The 14004-nt window shown below is 61.9% G+C and carries 14 protein-coding genes; 8 read left to right on the forward strand and 6 right to left on the reverse strand.

All coding sequences use genetic code 11. From position 1 onward, the window contains the following. Nucleotides 1-107: 107 nt before the first annotated feature. The 3 genes from P9A16_RS19900 to P9A16_RS19910 all read right to left on the reverse strand — a co-directional run bounded on the left by P9A16_RS19900 (nucleotide 108) and on the right by P9A16_RS19910 (nucleotide 3710). Nucleotides 108-1982, reverse strand: coding sequence for a calcium-binding protein (locus tag P9A16_RS19900; protein ID WP_024269955.1), 1875 nt, complete (start codon nucleotides 1980-1982; stop codon nucleotides 108-110). Nucleotides 1983-2321: 339 nt separating this feature from the next. Then, nucleotides 2322-2591: a hypothetical protein gene (locus tag P9A16_RS19905; RefSeq protein WP_023512324.1), complete on the reverse strand. Its 270-nt coding sequence runs from the start codon at nucleotides 2589-2591 to the stop codon at nucleotides 2322-2324. Nucleotides 2592-2810: 219 nt separating this feature from the next. Then, entirely contained in the window at nucleotides 2811-3710 is a 900-nt protein-coding gene (locus tag P9A16_RS19910; RefSeq protein WP_024269953.1) for a LysR family transcriptional regulator, read from the reverse strand. Between the two features lie 87 nt (nucleotides 3711-3797). Between P9A16_RS19910 and P9A16_RS19915 the strand changes: the two genes are divergently transcribed. Next, nucleotides 3798-4625: an SDR family oxidoreductase gene (locus tag P9A16_RS19915; protein WP_023512322.1), complete on the forward strand. Its 828-nt coding sequence runs from the start codon at nucleotides 3798-3800 to the stop codon at nucleotides 4623-4625. Between the two features lie 298 nt (nucleotides 4626-4923). Here the strand turns inward: P9A16_RS19915 and P9A16_RS19920 are convergent, their stop codons facing one another. Together P9A16_RS19920 and P9A16_RS19925 are read right to left on the reverse strand one after the other, a co-directional pair. Then, on the reverse strand, nucleotides 4924-5922 hold the full coding sequence (locus tag P9A16_RS19920; protein WP_023512321.1) for a calcium-binding protein: 999 nt from the start codon (nucleotides 5920-5922) through the stop codon (nucleotides 4924-4926). 161 nt (nucleotides 5923-6083) lie between these two features. Further along, nucleotides 6084-6644: a MarR family transcriptional regulator gene (locus P9A16_RS19925; RefSeq protein ID WP_023512320.1), complete on the reverse strand. Its 561-nt coding sequence runs from the start codon at nucleotides 6642-6644 to the stop codon at nucleotides 6084-6086. A 173-nt stretch (nucleotides 6645-6817) separates the two neighbouring features. Between P9A16_RS19925 and P9A16_RS19930 the strand changes: the two genes are divergently transcribed. The 7 genes from P9A16_RS19930 to P9A16_RS19960 all read left to right on the forward strand — a co-directional run bounded on the left by P9A16_RS19930 (nucleotide 6818) and on the right by P9A16_RS19960 (nucleotide 11841). Further along, nucleotides 6818-7177, forward strand: coding sequence for a cupin domain-containing protein (locus P9A16_RS19930; protein WP_023512319.1), 360 nt, complete (start codon nucleotides 6818-6820; stop codon nucleotides 7175-7177). Nucleotides 7178-7232: 55 nt separating this feature from the next. Then, nucleotides 7233-7676 carry a DoxX family protein gene (locus tag P9A16_RS19935; protein ID WP_023512318.1) on the forward strand — a complete coding sequence of 148 codons (444 nt, stop codon included), beginning with the start codon at nucleotides 7233-7235 and terminating at the stop codon, nucleotides 7674-7676. A gap of 341 nt (nucleotides 7677-8017) precedes the next feature. Then, nucleotides 8018-8563 carry a Crp/Fnr family transcriptional regulator gene (locus P9A16_RS19940; protein ID WP_023512317.1) on the forward strand — a complete coding sequence of 182 codons (546 nt, stop codon included), beginning with the start codon at nucleotides 8018-8020 and terminating at the stop codon, nucleotides 8561-8563. A gap of 66 nt (nucleotides 8564-8629) precedes the next feature. Then, the gene (locus tag P9A16_RS19945) at nucleotides 8630-9208 is read left to right on the forward strand and encodes a class I SAM-dependent methyltransferase (RefSeq protein ID WP_023512316.1); all 579 of its coding nucleotides are present in this window, start codon (nucleotides 8630-8632) and stop codon (nucleotides 9206-9208) included. Between the two features lie 16 nt (nucleotides 9209-9224). Beyond that, nucleotides 9225-9692: a (2Fe-2S)-binding protein gene (locus P9A16_RS19950; RefSeq protein WP_023512315.1), complete on the forward strand. Its 468-nt coding sequence runs from the start codon at nucleotides 9225-9227 to the stop codon at nucleotides 9690-9692. Next, complete coding sequence (locus tag P9A16_RS19955) at nucleotides 9692-11503, forward strand: xanthine dehydrogenase family protein molybdopterin-binding subunit (RefSeq protein WP_336620612.1); 1812 nt, start codon at nucleotides 9692-9694, stop codon at nucleotides 11501-11503. Before P9A16_RS19950 ends, P9A16_RS19955 begins: the two co-directional genes overlap by 1 nt. Then, nucleotides 11500-11841 (forward strand): molybdopterin cofactor-binding domain-containing protein, encoded by a 342-nt coding sequence (locus tag P9A16_RS19960; protein ID WP_245290328.1) that lies wholly within the window; start codon nucleotides 11500-11502, stop codon nucleotides 11839-11841. Before P9A16_RS19955 ends, P9A16_RS19960 begins: the two co-directional genes overlap by 4 nt. 339 nt (nucleotides 11842-12180) lie before the next feature. Here P9A16_RS19960 and P9A16_RS19965 read toward each other — a convergent pair whose 3' ends face one another. Further along, nucleotides 12181-14001, reverse strand: coding sequence for an ABC transporter ATP-binding protein (locus P9A16_RS19965; protein WP_023512312.1), 1821 nt, complete (start codon nucleotides 13999-14001; stop codon nucleotides 12181-12183). Nucleotides 14002-14004: the final 3 nt, after the last annotated feature.

Below are 14004 nucleotides of genomic sequence, written 5' to 3' on the forward strand. Positions count from 1 at the left end.
TGGCCGACCGCCAACGTTCGGTCCTGGAGAACAGCCGGCGCGTCATCTGCCGGCCAAGGCAGCCAGATCGTTGCCGCCGTCGAAGAAGCGGGATTGCGCCGCCTGCCCTACGAGATGATATCGAAGTCGCCCGCGGTCAGGTTCAGGCCCTTGTCGAGCACCCCGAACAGAACGGCCTTGCCGCTGCCGCTGCCATCGGCATCGTACCAGAGCTTCCCGCTTGCCTTGTCGTAGATGATGCGGTCGGAAGCATCCTGTGCCTTCGTGCCGGTGCTGAAAGCGCCCGAACTCAAATCGCCGACTTTCCCGGCTTTGAAGACATCGTCATCGAGAACGATCTTGTCTTTTTTCACCGAAAAATCGCCGATCGTATCGACATTGGTGGCGCCGAGTTTCGTGTTGAACACGAACATGTCCTTGCCGCTGCCGCCGACGAGAGCATCCTTGCCGGACCCGCCATAGAGCTTGTCGTCGCCGCCGCCGCCGTTGATCTTGTCGTTGCCGCCATTGCCGTTGATCGTGTTGTCGTCCGCGTTCATCCTTATCTGATCGTCACCGCTTCCGGCCCGGATGATCTCGACGCCCTCGAGCTCCATGCGGAAGACTTCGTCGACCGTATAACCTCTGATATCGACATATTTGTCGTTGACGAGGATTTCCGGCTTGAGGCCCTGGAGCTTGCTGAAGTCCACGGTGTCCGTGCCGGTGCCGCCACTGAAATAACGCTCGTAGCTGTCCATGATTTCACGGACCGCGTAGGTGTCGTTTCCAGCTTCCCCATAGCTCTTGTCGGACCCTCCGCTATCCACGATCGCGTCATCGCCGCTGCCGGCATGGATGACGTCGCTTCCCGATCCGCCGTCAATCGCATCGTTGCCGCTGCCGCCATCGATCTTGTCCTTGCCGGCGCCTCCCTTCATGGTGTCGTTGCCACCCTGACCCCACATGCCGTCGTCGCCGTTGCCGCCCGACATGCGGTCGCTGCTCTTGTCGTCGGCCTGTACCTCCCCGGGGATGGACCACTTCTGCGGCGTCATGGTCTTGCCCGTCGTGCCATCCCAGGTGAGGGTCAGGGCCTCGCCGAACCAGTCTCCGCGCAGCTTGGTTTCCGTTCCGCCATACATCAGATCGTTGCCGTTGCCACCGTCCATCACGTCGCCGCCATAGCCGCCTTGCATGAGGTCGTTGCCGTCCTCGCCTTTAAGAGTGTCGTTGTTCCACTCGCCATGCATGTAGTCGCCGCCGGCGCCGCCAAACATCTTGTCGTTGCCGCGCCCGCCGAGCAGCTGATCAGCCCCATCCTTGGCGCCAAGGCCGGAAATGTCCGACTTGCCGTAGCCATAGATGAAATCGTTGCCGTCGAGACCGACCGCAATATCCCGGCCCAGCCCGCCGAAAATCACATCCGCAGCCTTTCCGGTCCAGGCGAAATCATTCCCGTCGCCGGCCAGGACCTCGACCGGCTCCGTCGCATCGGAAGCCCTGAACAGCTCCGGCCGGTCTCCGATACCCTTCAAGTTCAGGAGCGTGCGCAGCTTGGGATGGTGCAGCATATCGACCTGATAGGTGCCGCTGAAATCGCTGATGCTCCAAACCTGGAAGGAAATGACATCGACGCCTTCGGGTATGATCAGGGAACCGCGCGTCTTTTCATTGCTCAGAAGATGCGTGTTGTAATTAAGCCCAAACGTTTTTAGATATTCATATGTATATGCGCCAAACCTAATAGAAAGATCCGTGCCGGAAGAGCCAAAAAAAGAAACGAAAAGCTCATCTCCAGCCTTTAGGCCGGAGGCCTCCAGATCAAGAACAAAATAATCTGCGCGATCATTTCCAAGATAATCATCGATAGACCCTATAAATCTACCGACAACATCTTTACCAATCTTAAATACCGGATAAAACTCCCCATTACTTGAGAACGCATCGTTGTCAAAAGTGTCTCTTCCGGTAAGTTCGGAATATTGCTGAACGGTCGCCATCTACCACTCTCATCCCAACGGCATCGCCCACCAGCGACACACCCCACCTATAGTATCCTGGTTGCAGAATATCCTGTCAACGCGACAACAAAGGGACGGAATATTCTTTCCCACTCCAAAGCAACACGCGCCGCAGGCCTGGCGCCGTATGCATCGCGTCGGACGAGGTTATGGCAATTGCACAATACCGGACGGCGGCAGGGCATGAACAAGGCCGCCAAGGTCAATCGGTTGAGAAGCTTGATCACGGAATCCCGGATTGCGTCAGAGCAGGCGCGCGGAAAACACGACATCTCGGACACAATCGCCCTGCTCTACGGCAAGATACAGAAGCGGGCGCTACATCACCTGACGAGGTGACCAAGTGGTGAGCGCCGGGCGCTTCAGCGAACGTTCCGTCACCGGGCACCCCTCCTGGATTCTGGTCCAGGACGAGACGTTGAGCTTCATTTCGCAGCGCGCGAGATAGGAGCCGCCATCGACCCTCAGACAGGCTGTCTGGCCGAGCTCGAACATCACGCCGCGATTTCGGCATTTGCAATTGTGGGCATCCGCCATGGTGGGGGTCAAGGCCATGGCCAAGCCGGCAACGAGCACTCCGATACGCATGGTAGAGGCTCCTGACGATAGACCGCCAGCTTACACCTGACCGCCGGTATCGTCAAAACAGCCCTCCCACCGGCAATCCCGGCACTCTTCAAACAGGGCGACCAAGGCGTCCGTCCGGGCCAACCTCGTCGGAGGACCGGCACGAAGCGGGGAAATTCGCGAATGCGGATGTGATCGGGCCGGTTTCGATATGCCACTTCGTTTCGTTCTCGCGGGCGCTCAGTTCGGCAACTCCCTGCGCAGGACGTCGATAAACGCCCGAAGGCCGGCGGGGACATGGCGACGGCCGGGGAAATAGAGGCAAAGTCCCGGAGCGGGCGGGCACCATTCCTCAAGGACCAGAACCAGGGTTCCGTTGTCCAGGTCCTCCTTGGCGACCGTTTCCGGCACATAGGCAATGCCCATTCCCGCGACCGCCGCTTCGACCATCATGCCGTTGTGGTCCAGCGTCAGAACCCCCTGCACATCGACGTTTCGGGTTTGCCCTTCCCTCTCGAATTCCCACCGATAGGGCGTGCCGCTTGGCAAGCGTTGACGTATGCATCGGTGGACAGCCAGATCGTCCGGGACAGCCGGACGCGGACTGGCCGAAAGATAGTCCGGTGACGCGACGGCCACAAACCTTACGGTTCCGCCGAAGGGCACGGCGATCATGTCAAGCGGAACGGCCTCGGACAGACGAATTCCGGCATCGAAGCCCTGGGCGACGATGTCGACGAACCGTCCGTCAGCGGCAAGATCAAGTCGCATCTGGGGGTAGCGCTTCAGGAACTCGGGGACGACGTTCCGCATCAACAGCCGCGCAGCCGATTCCGGCGTAGTGATCCGCAACAGACCGGATGGCTCGCCCTGCCGTTCTGCAAGGTCGTCGAAGATCGTTTCCAGGTCGCCCAGAACCGGCATGAGTCTCGACAAAAGCTCTGCTCCGGCTTCGGTCAGCGCGACGCTGCGGGTCGTGCGGTTCAACAGCCGAAAATCCAAACGCTGCTCCAGCATCCGTACCGTATGGCTCAGTGCGGAGCGCGATACGCCGATCTCTGCAGCGGCACGGCTGAAACTCCGATGGCGGGCAACGGCAGCGAAGGCCAGCAGGTCAGGGAGGGGAGGTGTAATTGTCAAATCATGCTCACCAATTCATGCGATTTTTCATCGATACCGCATAACTCTCCCGTCCACCATATGGTCTGCGTCAACAAGGAGTTTGCTATGACGAAGACTTGGCTCATTACCGGTGCGGCGCGTGGTTTCGGCCGCAACATGACGGAGAAACTGCTCGCCCGTGGCGATCATGTGATCGCGACCGTCCGACGGGAAGGCTCTCTGGATCTCGGACATCCAAACCTGAACATCCTGAAAATGGACCTGACCGACGCCGGTTCGATACGTGCGGCAGTCAACGAAGCCTTCGCGGCGCAGCGTATCGACGTCGTCGTCGGCAATGCCGGCTATGGCCTGTTCGGGGCGGCCGAGGAACTGGCCGATGCGGCTATCGCACGCCAGATTGCCACGAACCTGGTCGGGGTCATCGATCTCGTTCGCGCGACCATCCCGCACTTTCGCGCCCAGGGCGGCGGGCGTTTCCTGCAGGTGTCCTCCGAGGGCGGCCAGGTGGCATATCCCGGCTTCAGCCTCTACCACGCGACCAAATGGGGCATTGAAGGTTTCATCGAGGCGGTGTCGCAGGAGCTCGCGGGCTTCGGGGTCGAGATGATGATCGTCGAACCGGGGCCGACACCGACAGACTTTGCCGCCTCCGTCGATTTCGCAGCCGCCAGCCCCGTTTATGACGGTACGACCGTCGACGAGATCCGCCGCATCCTGTCGGGGATCGCCGGAGGAGGCGCAGGCGAAAGCTTCGCCAAGCTGGCCGACGTGGGACGAAGTGTCGATGCGATGATTGCTGTCGCAGACCAGGCTGAAATGCCGCGTCGTCTGGCACTGGGAAGCACGGCTTTCGGAAACATCCACAAAGCCCTGACGGCGCGCGTGGCCGAACTGGAAGCGCAACGGGACATGACGCTGTCAGCAGACTGAGTGAGAAACGCGCGCATGCGGGCGCGTGTGCACCTGTCGCCCGCTACAGCGTACACGCGTCCGATCTGCTTGCTTGTCGCGCATCGGTGGATGTGCCGGAGGTGATCCAAGCGGCTTGCAAGGCGGTTAAGAAGCCCGTCATCGTGGAAGGTAGATCGACCGGCCAAAACGTATCCACGCCGCCGTCAGCGGCAGGACGACCAGTCCTCTGTCCTGACGCACGGCGCTCCACAGGCATTGGGGTATTCGCTGAGCATCAGCACGACCCGGGGCGGTCCGAGGATCAACCGCTCGACATTCAGAGCAGGAAATCCGACGCCTTGAACGCGACAATATCATCGATGCGGATGGCGAAATCGGCTTTGCCGTTGCCATCGACATCTCCGTACAAGTAGGTGTCGCCGGACGCCGTGGCGATGCGAAGTTCTCCAGCTTCGTGGTGGAAACCAGTCGCACCGATGAAGCTGAAGGCCTGATCGCCGGCAAGCTTCGTGTTGGCGTCGATCACGGACAGGTTGATCTTGTCGCCCTGTATCTGGCTGAAATCGGTGATGAAGTCGCGACCGGACGCGCTGACGGTCGATTCCGCGATGGACTTGAAGACAAATTGGTCGGCACCCGTACCACCCGTCAAGCGGTCTGCGCCGATGCTGCCGCGCAGCTTGTCGCTGCCGGCACCGCCGTCCAGCTTGTCATTGCCCTTTCCACCGTCGAGGTTGTCGTTGCCGCGCTCACCCCAGATTGTGTTTGCGGCCGCGTCGCCCTTGACGATATCGTTGCCGCGGCCGAGGACGATCGCTTCGATCGAATAGAAGTGCTGGAGGTCGCCCAGCGATCCCTTCGTCGTGCCGAGCTTGTCGCCCTTCATGGTTATGGCGAGGTTACCCGTGTAGGCGAAGTAGTCGAGCGTATCCCAGCCATCATCACCGTACATCAAATCCTCGCCGGGCGAGTAGACGAAACGGTCGTCGCCGCGAAGCCCGAAGAAGGTATTGGCGCCTGCATCCCCCGTTGCGACGTCGGTGCCGTTGCCGAGGATGACGGCCTCGATGGAATAAAGGTGCTTCGTATCGCCAAGCGAACCGGTGGCAATGCCGCGGCTTTCACCGTTAAGCGTCACCGTGACGTTACCGGTATAGTGAAAGTAGGACATCGTGTCCCATCCGTCGCCGCCATAGACGCTGTCGTTACCCTTGCTCCAGACGAACTTGTCGTCACCGCCCAGCCCTTTGTAGGTGTCGGTGGTGTCGGTGCCGTAGAGAAGGTCGTTGGAGGCAGTGCCGGTTATGGTGGCCATGGAGATGGGGCTTTCTCACAAACAGGCTGCAACGATTATCCGCAAAGCCGGAATTTGTGAACCGAAACCAGTATCTTAATGGCAGTTAAGCTTAACGCTCGCCAATGCGCCGGACTGTCTTTGGGGGGCAGAGCACGTCACGGGTAGACGGCAGCACAGAATTAAACGTCGGGCTTGCTCTGGCTTTCGAGGCTGTGAAGCAGTTTACGAAGCAAGGCGGACAGCAGGTCTCGCTCGTCCCGGTTCAACGGCTGCAGAACCAGAAGCTCATTGGCCATGTCCGCCCTGAAGGCCTGTTCCGCCAGTTCTATTCCCCGCGGCAGCAATGTCACGACGACGCTTCGCCCATCGAGGTTCGACTTCTCGCGCCGGATGAGCCCGGTTTTCTCAAGCCGGCTCAGCCGATGCGTAAGGCCGCCCGAGGACAGCATCAGCGACGTATACATCTCGGTCGGCGTCAGCTGATAGGGTGGCCCGGCCCGGCGCAGCGTGCTGATCACGTCGAACTCACCGCGGTCGAGATCGAAGGCAGCGAACGTGTCCTCGATACCAGCAGCCACGAGGTTGGAGAGCCGCTTGGCCCGGCCGAGAATGGCCATGGGCTCCGTGTCGAGGTCCGGCAGCTCTCGTGTCCACTGGGCGCGCAGCCGATCGACGTGATCCTCTTGCGGCGCGCTGTCGCCGCGGACGCCGTAGCGTGCCCCCTCGCCTTCTTCCTTCATTGCCTGCCTCATGTGTCGCTTAACTCCGCTAGCCGATCCTAGAGCAAGCGCCGTCCGCAATAAACTGTCTTTATGCAAAGATATATATCTTGACGGGAAGACAGTTTTGATGAAGTATCTTCTCACAAAGACAATTGCGCCCGCCGGCGCACCAATGGCAGCAGGAGACCAGAATGATCACGGTTCGCCGTCGCAAGGAGCCCGCCCCCGACCAGCGCCGCACCGTTCGGCTGGAAGGCCGCGAGATCGGAAGCCCGGTTTCACTTTTCCTTGTCGATGTCGAGCCCGGACGCGGTTCCGAACTGCACAGCCATCCCTACACCGAGACCTGGATCGTCCAGAAAGGCGAAGCGGAGTTCACGGTCGGCGAAGAGACTGTGCACGGCAGCGCCGGGGATGTCGTCGTCGGCCCCGCTCACGTTCCCCATCGCTTCACCAATGTGGGAACCGGGCGGCTGGAGATCGTCGCCATCCATCCGAGCGCAACCATTCAGCAGATCGATGTTCAAGGCGTCGCGCCCCGTCATTCCTGACGGCAGGAATACCCCAATCACGCAGCGGAGTGCTGCAGAACCAAGGATCATGGAAATGAACAAGCCCGTCATGCTCTGGACCGGCCGCACCCTGACCGGTCTCTTCACCCTGTTTCTCCTGGGTGCATCCATCACGCCAAAGCTGCTGGGAATGCCGGTCGCCGAAGAGACCCTGGCACAACTCGGCTGGCCAGCGGGCTATGCCTTCATGATCGGCGTGATCGAACTGACGTGCCTCGTGCTCTATCTCGTCCCGCCTGCGCGTCTGCTCGGTGCAATCCTGATGACGGGACTTCTCGGGGGAGCGATGGCGACGCAGATCAGGGCGGAAAGCCCGCTCTTCAGCCACATCCTGTTCAGCGGTTATCTGGGACTGTTCATGTGGGGTGGGCTCTGGCTTCGCGACCCGCGCCTGCGGGCCGTGTTCCCCTTCGCCAGCAATCCCCCGGACAGATCCGCCCCGCTCGGATCGGCCTCCCTGCACCCTTCCGGGCAGTGACCAAATCCGTGCGAAAGAGGCGTCATACGTCCTCATCGGGCGCGCACGCCGGCACGTTGCGACAAGCCGATCCCAACGCGAGAATGCGTCGCTATCAGGGACGAGAGGGCGTTAATTTCCTCGTGTGCGGCGGGATGAAGTTTGCGGTCGCTTTCGTATATCCGTCACGAGCAAACAAATTCACGTGGTTGAAAACGGGGCAGCTGGTCCAGCCGAATGCCTCCCGACAAATGGCGCGTGTCCAGCGGCGTTTTTCAAGCCGGGCATCCGGGGGATTGGTATTGGTACGGATCAAGCCAGAAGAATGCGTCGCAATCAAACTGTTCGAGCACATCGCTGGGATGGCTCTGGCCAATCGGGGCCTCGTGGCGGAGGCGATTGAGCTGCGCCATGTTCGCGCCGGAGAAACCCTGTTCTCCCAGGACGAGGCGCATCCCTACGTCTATGTTGTGCGACAGGGCCTCCTGAAGCTCACCTATCTCAACAGGCAGGGCGAGGAATGGATCAAGTCCCTCGTGGCCGAAGGGCAGTTCTTTGCAAGCCTCTCCGCATTGCGATCCGGTCAGGCGAGTTTCTCCGTCAGCGCCATCGAAGCCTGCGTGCTGGAACGACTGCCTTTCACGCTGCTGGAGCAGATGGCCGATCGCGACCTGTCCTGGTCGCGCATGGTGCGGCACGCCCTGATGATCTTCGCCGAACGCAAGGAGCGCCGCGAGCGCCAGTTCCTGACGATGACCGCGGAAGCCCGCTACCGGCTGCTGCTCGATGAGGAGCCGCATCTGGTCGCACGCGTGCCGCAAAAGGATCTGGCCTCCCATCTCGGCGTCACACCCGTCGGCCTCAGCCGTATCGCAAGGCGTGTGCGGGAAAGCGGCCACGCGACTTAACCCGGGTTAATGCGGACTGCAGCCTCGTCGGCGATATCGGCTTCATCGCCGGATGGAGCCGACTATATGAGCCTGCCGCAACGCAAGTCCGACCACCTCCTGTTTCTTCGCTCATGGATCAGCCGACCCCTTCAGGTGGCAGCAGTCGCGCCGTCGAGCCGTTGGCTGGCCGATGCGATCACCGCTGAGGTGCCACGGGATGGTGGCCGCGTGCTGGAACTGGGCCCGGGTACAGGCGTCTTCACGCGTGCCCTCCTGCGACGCGGCATTCCTGAGGGCGCTTTGACGCTGGTGGAACGCGACCCCGCTTTCGCGCGATTGCTGCGATCCCGATTTCCGGCAGCCACCCTGCTCGAAGCCGATGCAGCGGCCCTGCCCCGCGATCAGTCCGGCTTTTCAGCGGCGATCAGTGGCCTGCCGCTGCTCTCCATGCCACGAGCACAGGTCGAGCGCATCCTCGCATGCGCCTTCGATCACATGGCGGATGGCGCCCATCTCTTCCAGTTCACCTATGGACCGCGGTGCCCTGTGCCTGATGCCATTTTGCTCGCCTTGGGCCTTACAGCGCGCTTTCGCAGCTTTGTGCCGATCAACCTGCCGCCAGCCAGCGTCTACCGGATCACGCGATTGCCGTTGCGGAAGTGACCGAAGGGAGAAAACGATGGATATTGTCCTGAACCGTCAGCCTGCCAGCGTCCCAGACGATCTCGCCGACGAACCGCTGCTCTTCTTGCTCCGGGACCATTTCGGCCTCAACGGTCCACGTTTCGGCTGCGGTGTCGGCTCCTGCGGCGCCTGCACCGTCATCATCGACGGCGAGGCACAACGCTCCTGTCTGCTCACCGCCGGCGCAGTCGATGGCCGGACGATCCTGACGCTGGAGGGGCTGGCCGCCGACGGCAAACTGCACCCCTTGCAGGAAAGCTGGATCGCCGAGAGCGTGCCGCAATGCGGCTACTGCCAGAACGGGCAGATCATGACGGCGCACGCCCTGCTTTCCGCTCATCCTGCAGCTGGCCCGGACACGATCGCCGAAGCCATGGACGGCGTACTCTGCCGATGTGGCACCCAGGCACGTATCCGCCGGGCGATCGCTCGGGCACAGACTATCATGCAGGGGGAAACGTGATGCCGAAGCTTTCTCGGCGCGGTTTCCTCAAGGCGCTCGGATGGGGTACAGCCGGTATCACTGCCGTTGCCGGTGGCGCGACCTGGGCACTGATGCCGGTGCTGCCGCCACGCAAAGGCCCGACAACCGTCGACGCGGCGACCTGGATCAGTCTTCGGCCGGACGGAAGGTTCAGGCTTTTGTCGACCCGCGCGGAGATGGGCCAGGGCATATCCATGGGGCTCAGGCAGGTCGCCGCCGACGAGCTCAATGTCAATGTCGATCGCATCGATCTCGTATTGCCGGATACCTCCCTCATCCCCGTCGCCCGTTCGACGGTGGGTTCCGATGCCATGCGGGAAACAGGGCCGCTCGTCGCCCGCGCAGCGGCGGCGCTTTCTACTGCTATTCTACGCGAAGCCGCGACACGACTTGCCCGCCCGCTCGATACCCTTCGCATCGAACCGGCAGGTGTCCGTGGCGATGATGGCTCTCTGCTTTCCTTCGAGACGCTCGGGTCCGGTCCGGCTCTGCTGGTGACGGGTGAGGAGTTGAATACGGCAAGGCCGAAGCTTGCAGTGCCGCGTGATGACCGGCGAAACGTAGGCCATCCCTTTCCGACCCACGACATCGACGCCATCGTGACCGGCAGCCGACCGCTTTATGCCGACGACATCAGGCTGGAGAACATGGTGTTCGGCGCGATCGTACGGCCGCGCGCGATTGAAGGTCGCATCCTCTCCGTCGATGCGTCGGCTGCCGCCGCAGTGCCTGGCTATGTCGGTCTCTACCGCGAGGATGATTTCATCGGCATCGTCGCCAACCGGCGCGGCGCGCTGGCACAGGCGCTCGACCTACTTTCCCTGGTGGAGGAAAACAGCCCACCGCTTGCTTCCCTCGATATTGCGGAGATGGTGTCAGTCGCTGACGACAGATCACTGGAACATACAATACTCGACACCGGCGTTCCGGACGACCGACCCTTCGACATGGATATCACACTTTCCATACCGCTTGCTGCACATGCCTCAATCGAGCCGCGCACAGCAGTCGCCCAGTTTCGTGACGGCGATCTTGAAGTGTGGACCGGCACACAGGATCCGTTCTTCGTCCGCAACACGCTCGCCGCCGCCTTCGGCCTCCCCCAAAGCTCCGTTACGGTTCATGCCATGCGCATTGGCGGCGGGTTCGGCGCTCGAACCATTGTCGCCGCGGAAATGGAGGCCGCACGGCTGGCCAAGCTCTGCGGCAGGCCAGTCAAGGTGCAATGGTCACGGCGCGACGAGTTCAGGTCAGGCTTCCATCGGCCACCCTCCTGCCACCGCATCCGCGCATCGGCCGATGCCACGGGCCGGATTTCGAAGTGGCATCACATCTTCCGGTCCGGCCACATCATCTTCACTTCGGCCGCCATGGGACCGGGCCTGCAGTTCGCCACGAGTTTTGTCGGCGATCCCTGTGTTGCGCGTGGTGCGACCCCACCGTACCACGCCCAGGCCAGTCATGTGGCATTCGAGGACGTACGCCTGCCCGTCAAGACGGGACCATGGCGCGGCCTGGGTGCTGCCGCCAACCATTTTGCAGTGGAGACCGCCATGGACGTTCTGGCACGAGCCAAGGGGCTCGATCCATTGGAGATGCGCCTCGCCGCATTGGGCCCACAGCATGACCGGTTGAGAACAGTCCTCGAGGAGGCCGCCGACATGCCGGCTGGACTTCCCGATCGGCAACGGCTGACGAAGCGATGGGGCTCGCCTGCGGCATCTACAAGGAAATGTCCTATGCCGCCGCCGTCGCGCGCGTGGCACGGACAGCGGACGGCTATCGAGTGACGGGCCTGTGGTGCGCGCACGACTGCGGGCTGGTGATCAATCCAGATCAGGTTCGAGCTCAGGTTGAAGGCAATCTCGTATGGGGAATCGGCATGGCACTGCGGGAAGAGCTGATGATCGAGGACGGAGCGATCCCTGCCGAAAGCTTCTTTGACTACACCGTGCCCGTCATGTCAGACGTGCCGGACATACAGATCCGGCTGATTGAGGGAAGCCCCGTGCCCGCAGGGGCCGGCGAGACCGCCATCACCTGCGCAACCGCCGCCATCACCAATGCCATTGCCGCCATAACGGGGGAAACAGCAACGCGGTTGCCGGTCCGGCATGCACCAGCATAGATGTCTTTGTGTGGGGTCAGGGTCGGATTCCAGGCACGAATCACCTTGCCTGGATGCTTCGCAGATTTCGGCGGACTCTAGCGTTCTTAGTTTTCGTTTGCCTTTTCAGGAAGACCGGTTCCACTTTTCCCTGACAAGCTCTAGGCCAGCGCGCGCCAGTTCCTAAAGCGTCCGATTGGCAGCGCCCGCGCGACGCCAAACTTTACCGCGAGGCCTTGCTCGTTTGGATTAGGGCTACCCGACACCCACAGTCCGCGCCCGCGTCACGCTTCGGGCTGCGTTTGCATCGCTCTGCAATAGCCCGAAAGCGACCAACAAGCCGACTGTGGCGGAGCCCTCTCAAACCTGGACGAAATGCTGCGCCGAGACCTCGTTGTAGCGCCGCTTGGGCGGGGCATAGCCGAGGGGGCGGACCGGGCTTTTTGTCTCGTCGGTGGAGAGATTTCGCCGGATGGTGCGCCTGGCGGGATCGGGGATCGGCACGGCGGCCATCAGCTTCCTCGTATAGGGATGCTGCGGATTTTCGAACACGTCCCGGCGCGGGCCGATCTCGACGATCTCGCCGAGATACATCACCGCCACCCGATGACTGACCCGTTCCACGACAGCCATATCGTGGCTGATGAACAGATAGGCGAGGTTGAAGCTCTGCTGCAGGTCGAGAAGGAGGTTGCACACCTGCGCCTTGACCGACACGTCGAGCGCCGACACCGCCTCGTCGGCGATGATCACCTTCGGATCGAGCATCAGTGCGCGCGCGATCGCGATGCGTTGGCGCTGGCCGCCGGAGAATTCGTGCGGGAAGCGCCGCATCATGTCCGCGTTGAGCCCGACACGCCCGAGCAGATCGGCGGCCTTGTCGCGTGCCTGCTCCCTGGTGCCGAGGCCATGCTCGATAAATGGTTCCATCACTGCCGCGCCTACCGTCATGCGCGGATCAAGGCTGGCGAAGGGATCCTGGAACACCATCTGGATGCTGCGCCGCATCGTGCGCAATGCCCCCCGATCGAGGCCCATCACATCGTGACCGCCAAGCGAGATCGCTCCACCCGTCGGCTCCACGAGCCGTATGATCGAACGCCCCGTCGTCGACTTGCCGCACCCGGATTCGCCGACGAGCGACAGCGTCTCGCCCGCCTTCAGGTCGAAGGACACGTCTTCCACCGCATGGACGGCGCCGCTCCTTCGCCCGAGCAGGCCCGAGCGGATATCGAAGCGTGTCGTCAGGTTCTTCACCTCCAGGAGAGGCCTCTCGCCGGTCGCAGGCATCGGCCCCTCGCTTTCCGACTGGCGCGTCTCGCCGGTCGTAATGTCGATCACCGGAAAGCGCATGGGCCGGGCATGGCCCGCCATGGAGCCAAGGCGCGGAACCGCCGAAAGCAATGCCCGCGTATAGGGGTGCCTGCCGTTGTTGAAGATGTCTTCGGTCGCACCGGTCTCCACCGCATCGCCGCGGAACATCACGATCGTCCGGTCGGCGACTTCCGCCACCACGCCCATGTCGTGCGTGATGAAAAGGACCGCCATATCCTCCTCTTCCTGCAGCGTCTTGATGAGGTCGAGGATCTGGCCCTGGATCGTCACGTCGAGCGCCGTCGTCGGCTCATCCGCGATCAGGAGCTTTGGTTTCGAGGCGAGCGCCATGGCGATCATCACGCGCTGGCGCATGCCACCGGAAAACTGGTGCGGATAGTCGTCGAACCGGCCCTTGGCGTTGGGAATGCGGACCTTTTCCAGAAGCCTGGTCACCTCCGCCCGTGCCTCGCCCCGGGAAAGGGAGCGGTGGCAGGTGATCGCCTCTGCGATCTGCTTGCCGATCGGGAAGATCGGATTGAGCGAGGTCATCGGCTCCTGGAAAATCATCGAGATGTCGTTGCCGCGGACCTTGCGCATCTCCTCTTCGCCAAGCGCCAGCAGATCGCGCCCGCCGAACACAACCTTGCCTTCGATGCGGCTCGCATACTTCGGCAGCAGTCGCATGATCGACAGGGACGTCACGCTCTTGCCGGATCCGGACTCGCCGACGATTGCCACCGTTTCGCGCGGAGCGATCGAAAAGGAAAGGTTGCGGACGACCGGCTTCCACTGGTCGCCCGACCTGAACGCCGTCGTGAGATCGCTGACGGACAGAACCGGCATCTGGGCGGGATGTGTGTCCATCTC

Source organism: Shinella sp. 838, assembly GCF_029623935.1.
Classification (GTDB): domain Bacteria; phylum Pseudomonadota; class Alphaproteobacteria; order Rhizobiales; family Rhizobiaceae; genus Shinella.

Coding starts and splice junctions, on each gene's coding strand:
- P9A16_RS19900 (WP_024269955.1), bottom strand. CDS start 1,982: ATGGCGACCGTTCAGCAATATTCCGAACTTACCGGAAGAGACACTTTT.
- P9A16_RS19905 (WP_023512324.1), bottom strand. CDS start 2,591: ATGCGTATCGGAGTGCTCGTTGCCGGCTTGGCCATGGCCTTGACCCCC.
- P9A16_RS19915 (WP_023512322.1), top strand. CDS start 3,798: ATGACGAAGACTTGGCTCATTACCGGTGCGGCGCGTGGTTTCGGCCGC.
- P9A16_RS19920 (WP_023512321.1), bottom strand. CDS start 5,922: ATGGCCACCATAACCGGCACTGCCTCCAACGACCTTCTCTACGGCACC.
- P9A16_RS19925 (WP_023512320.1), bottom strand. CDS start 6,644: ATGAAGGAAGAAGGCGAGGGGGCACGCTACGGCGTCCGCGGCGACAGC.
- P9A16_RS19930 (WP_023512319.1), top strand. CDS start 6,818: ATGATCACGGTTCGCCGTCGCAAGGAGCCCGCCCCCGACCAGCGCCGC.
- P9A16_RS19935 (WP_023512318.1), top strand. CDS start 7,233: ATGAACAAGCCCGTCATGCTCTGGACCGGCCGCACCCTGACCGGTCTC.
- P9A16_RS19940 (WP_023512317.1), top strand. CDS start 8,018: ATGGCTCTGGCCAATCGGGGCCTCGTGGCGGAGGCGATTGAGCTGCGC.
- P9A16_RS19945 (WP_023512316.1), top strand. CDS start 8,630: ATGAGCCTGCCGCAACGCAAGTCCGACCACCTCCTGTTTCTTCGCTCA.
- P9A16_RS19950 (WP_023512315.1), top strand. CDS start 9,225: ATGGATATTGTCCTGAACCGTCAGCCTGCCAGCGTCCCAGACGATCTC.
- P9A16_RS19955 (WP_336620612.1), top strand. CDS start 9,692: ATGCCGAAGCTTTCTCGGCGCGGTTTCCTCAAGGCGCTCGGATGGGGT.
- P9A16_RS19965 (WP_023512312.1), bottom strand. CDS start 14,001: ATGGACACACATCCCGCCCAGATGCCGGTTCTGTCCGTCAGCGATCTC.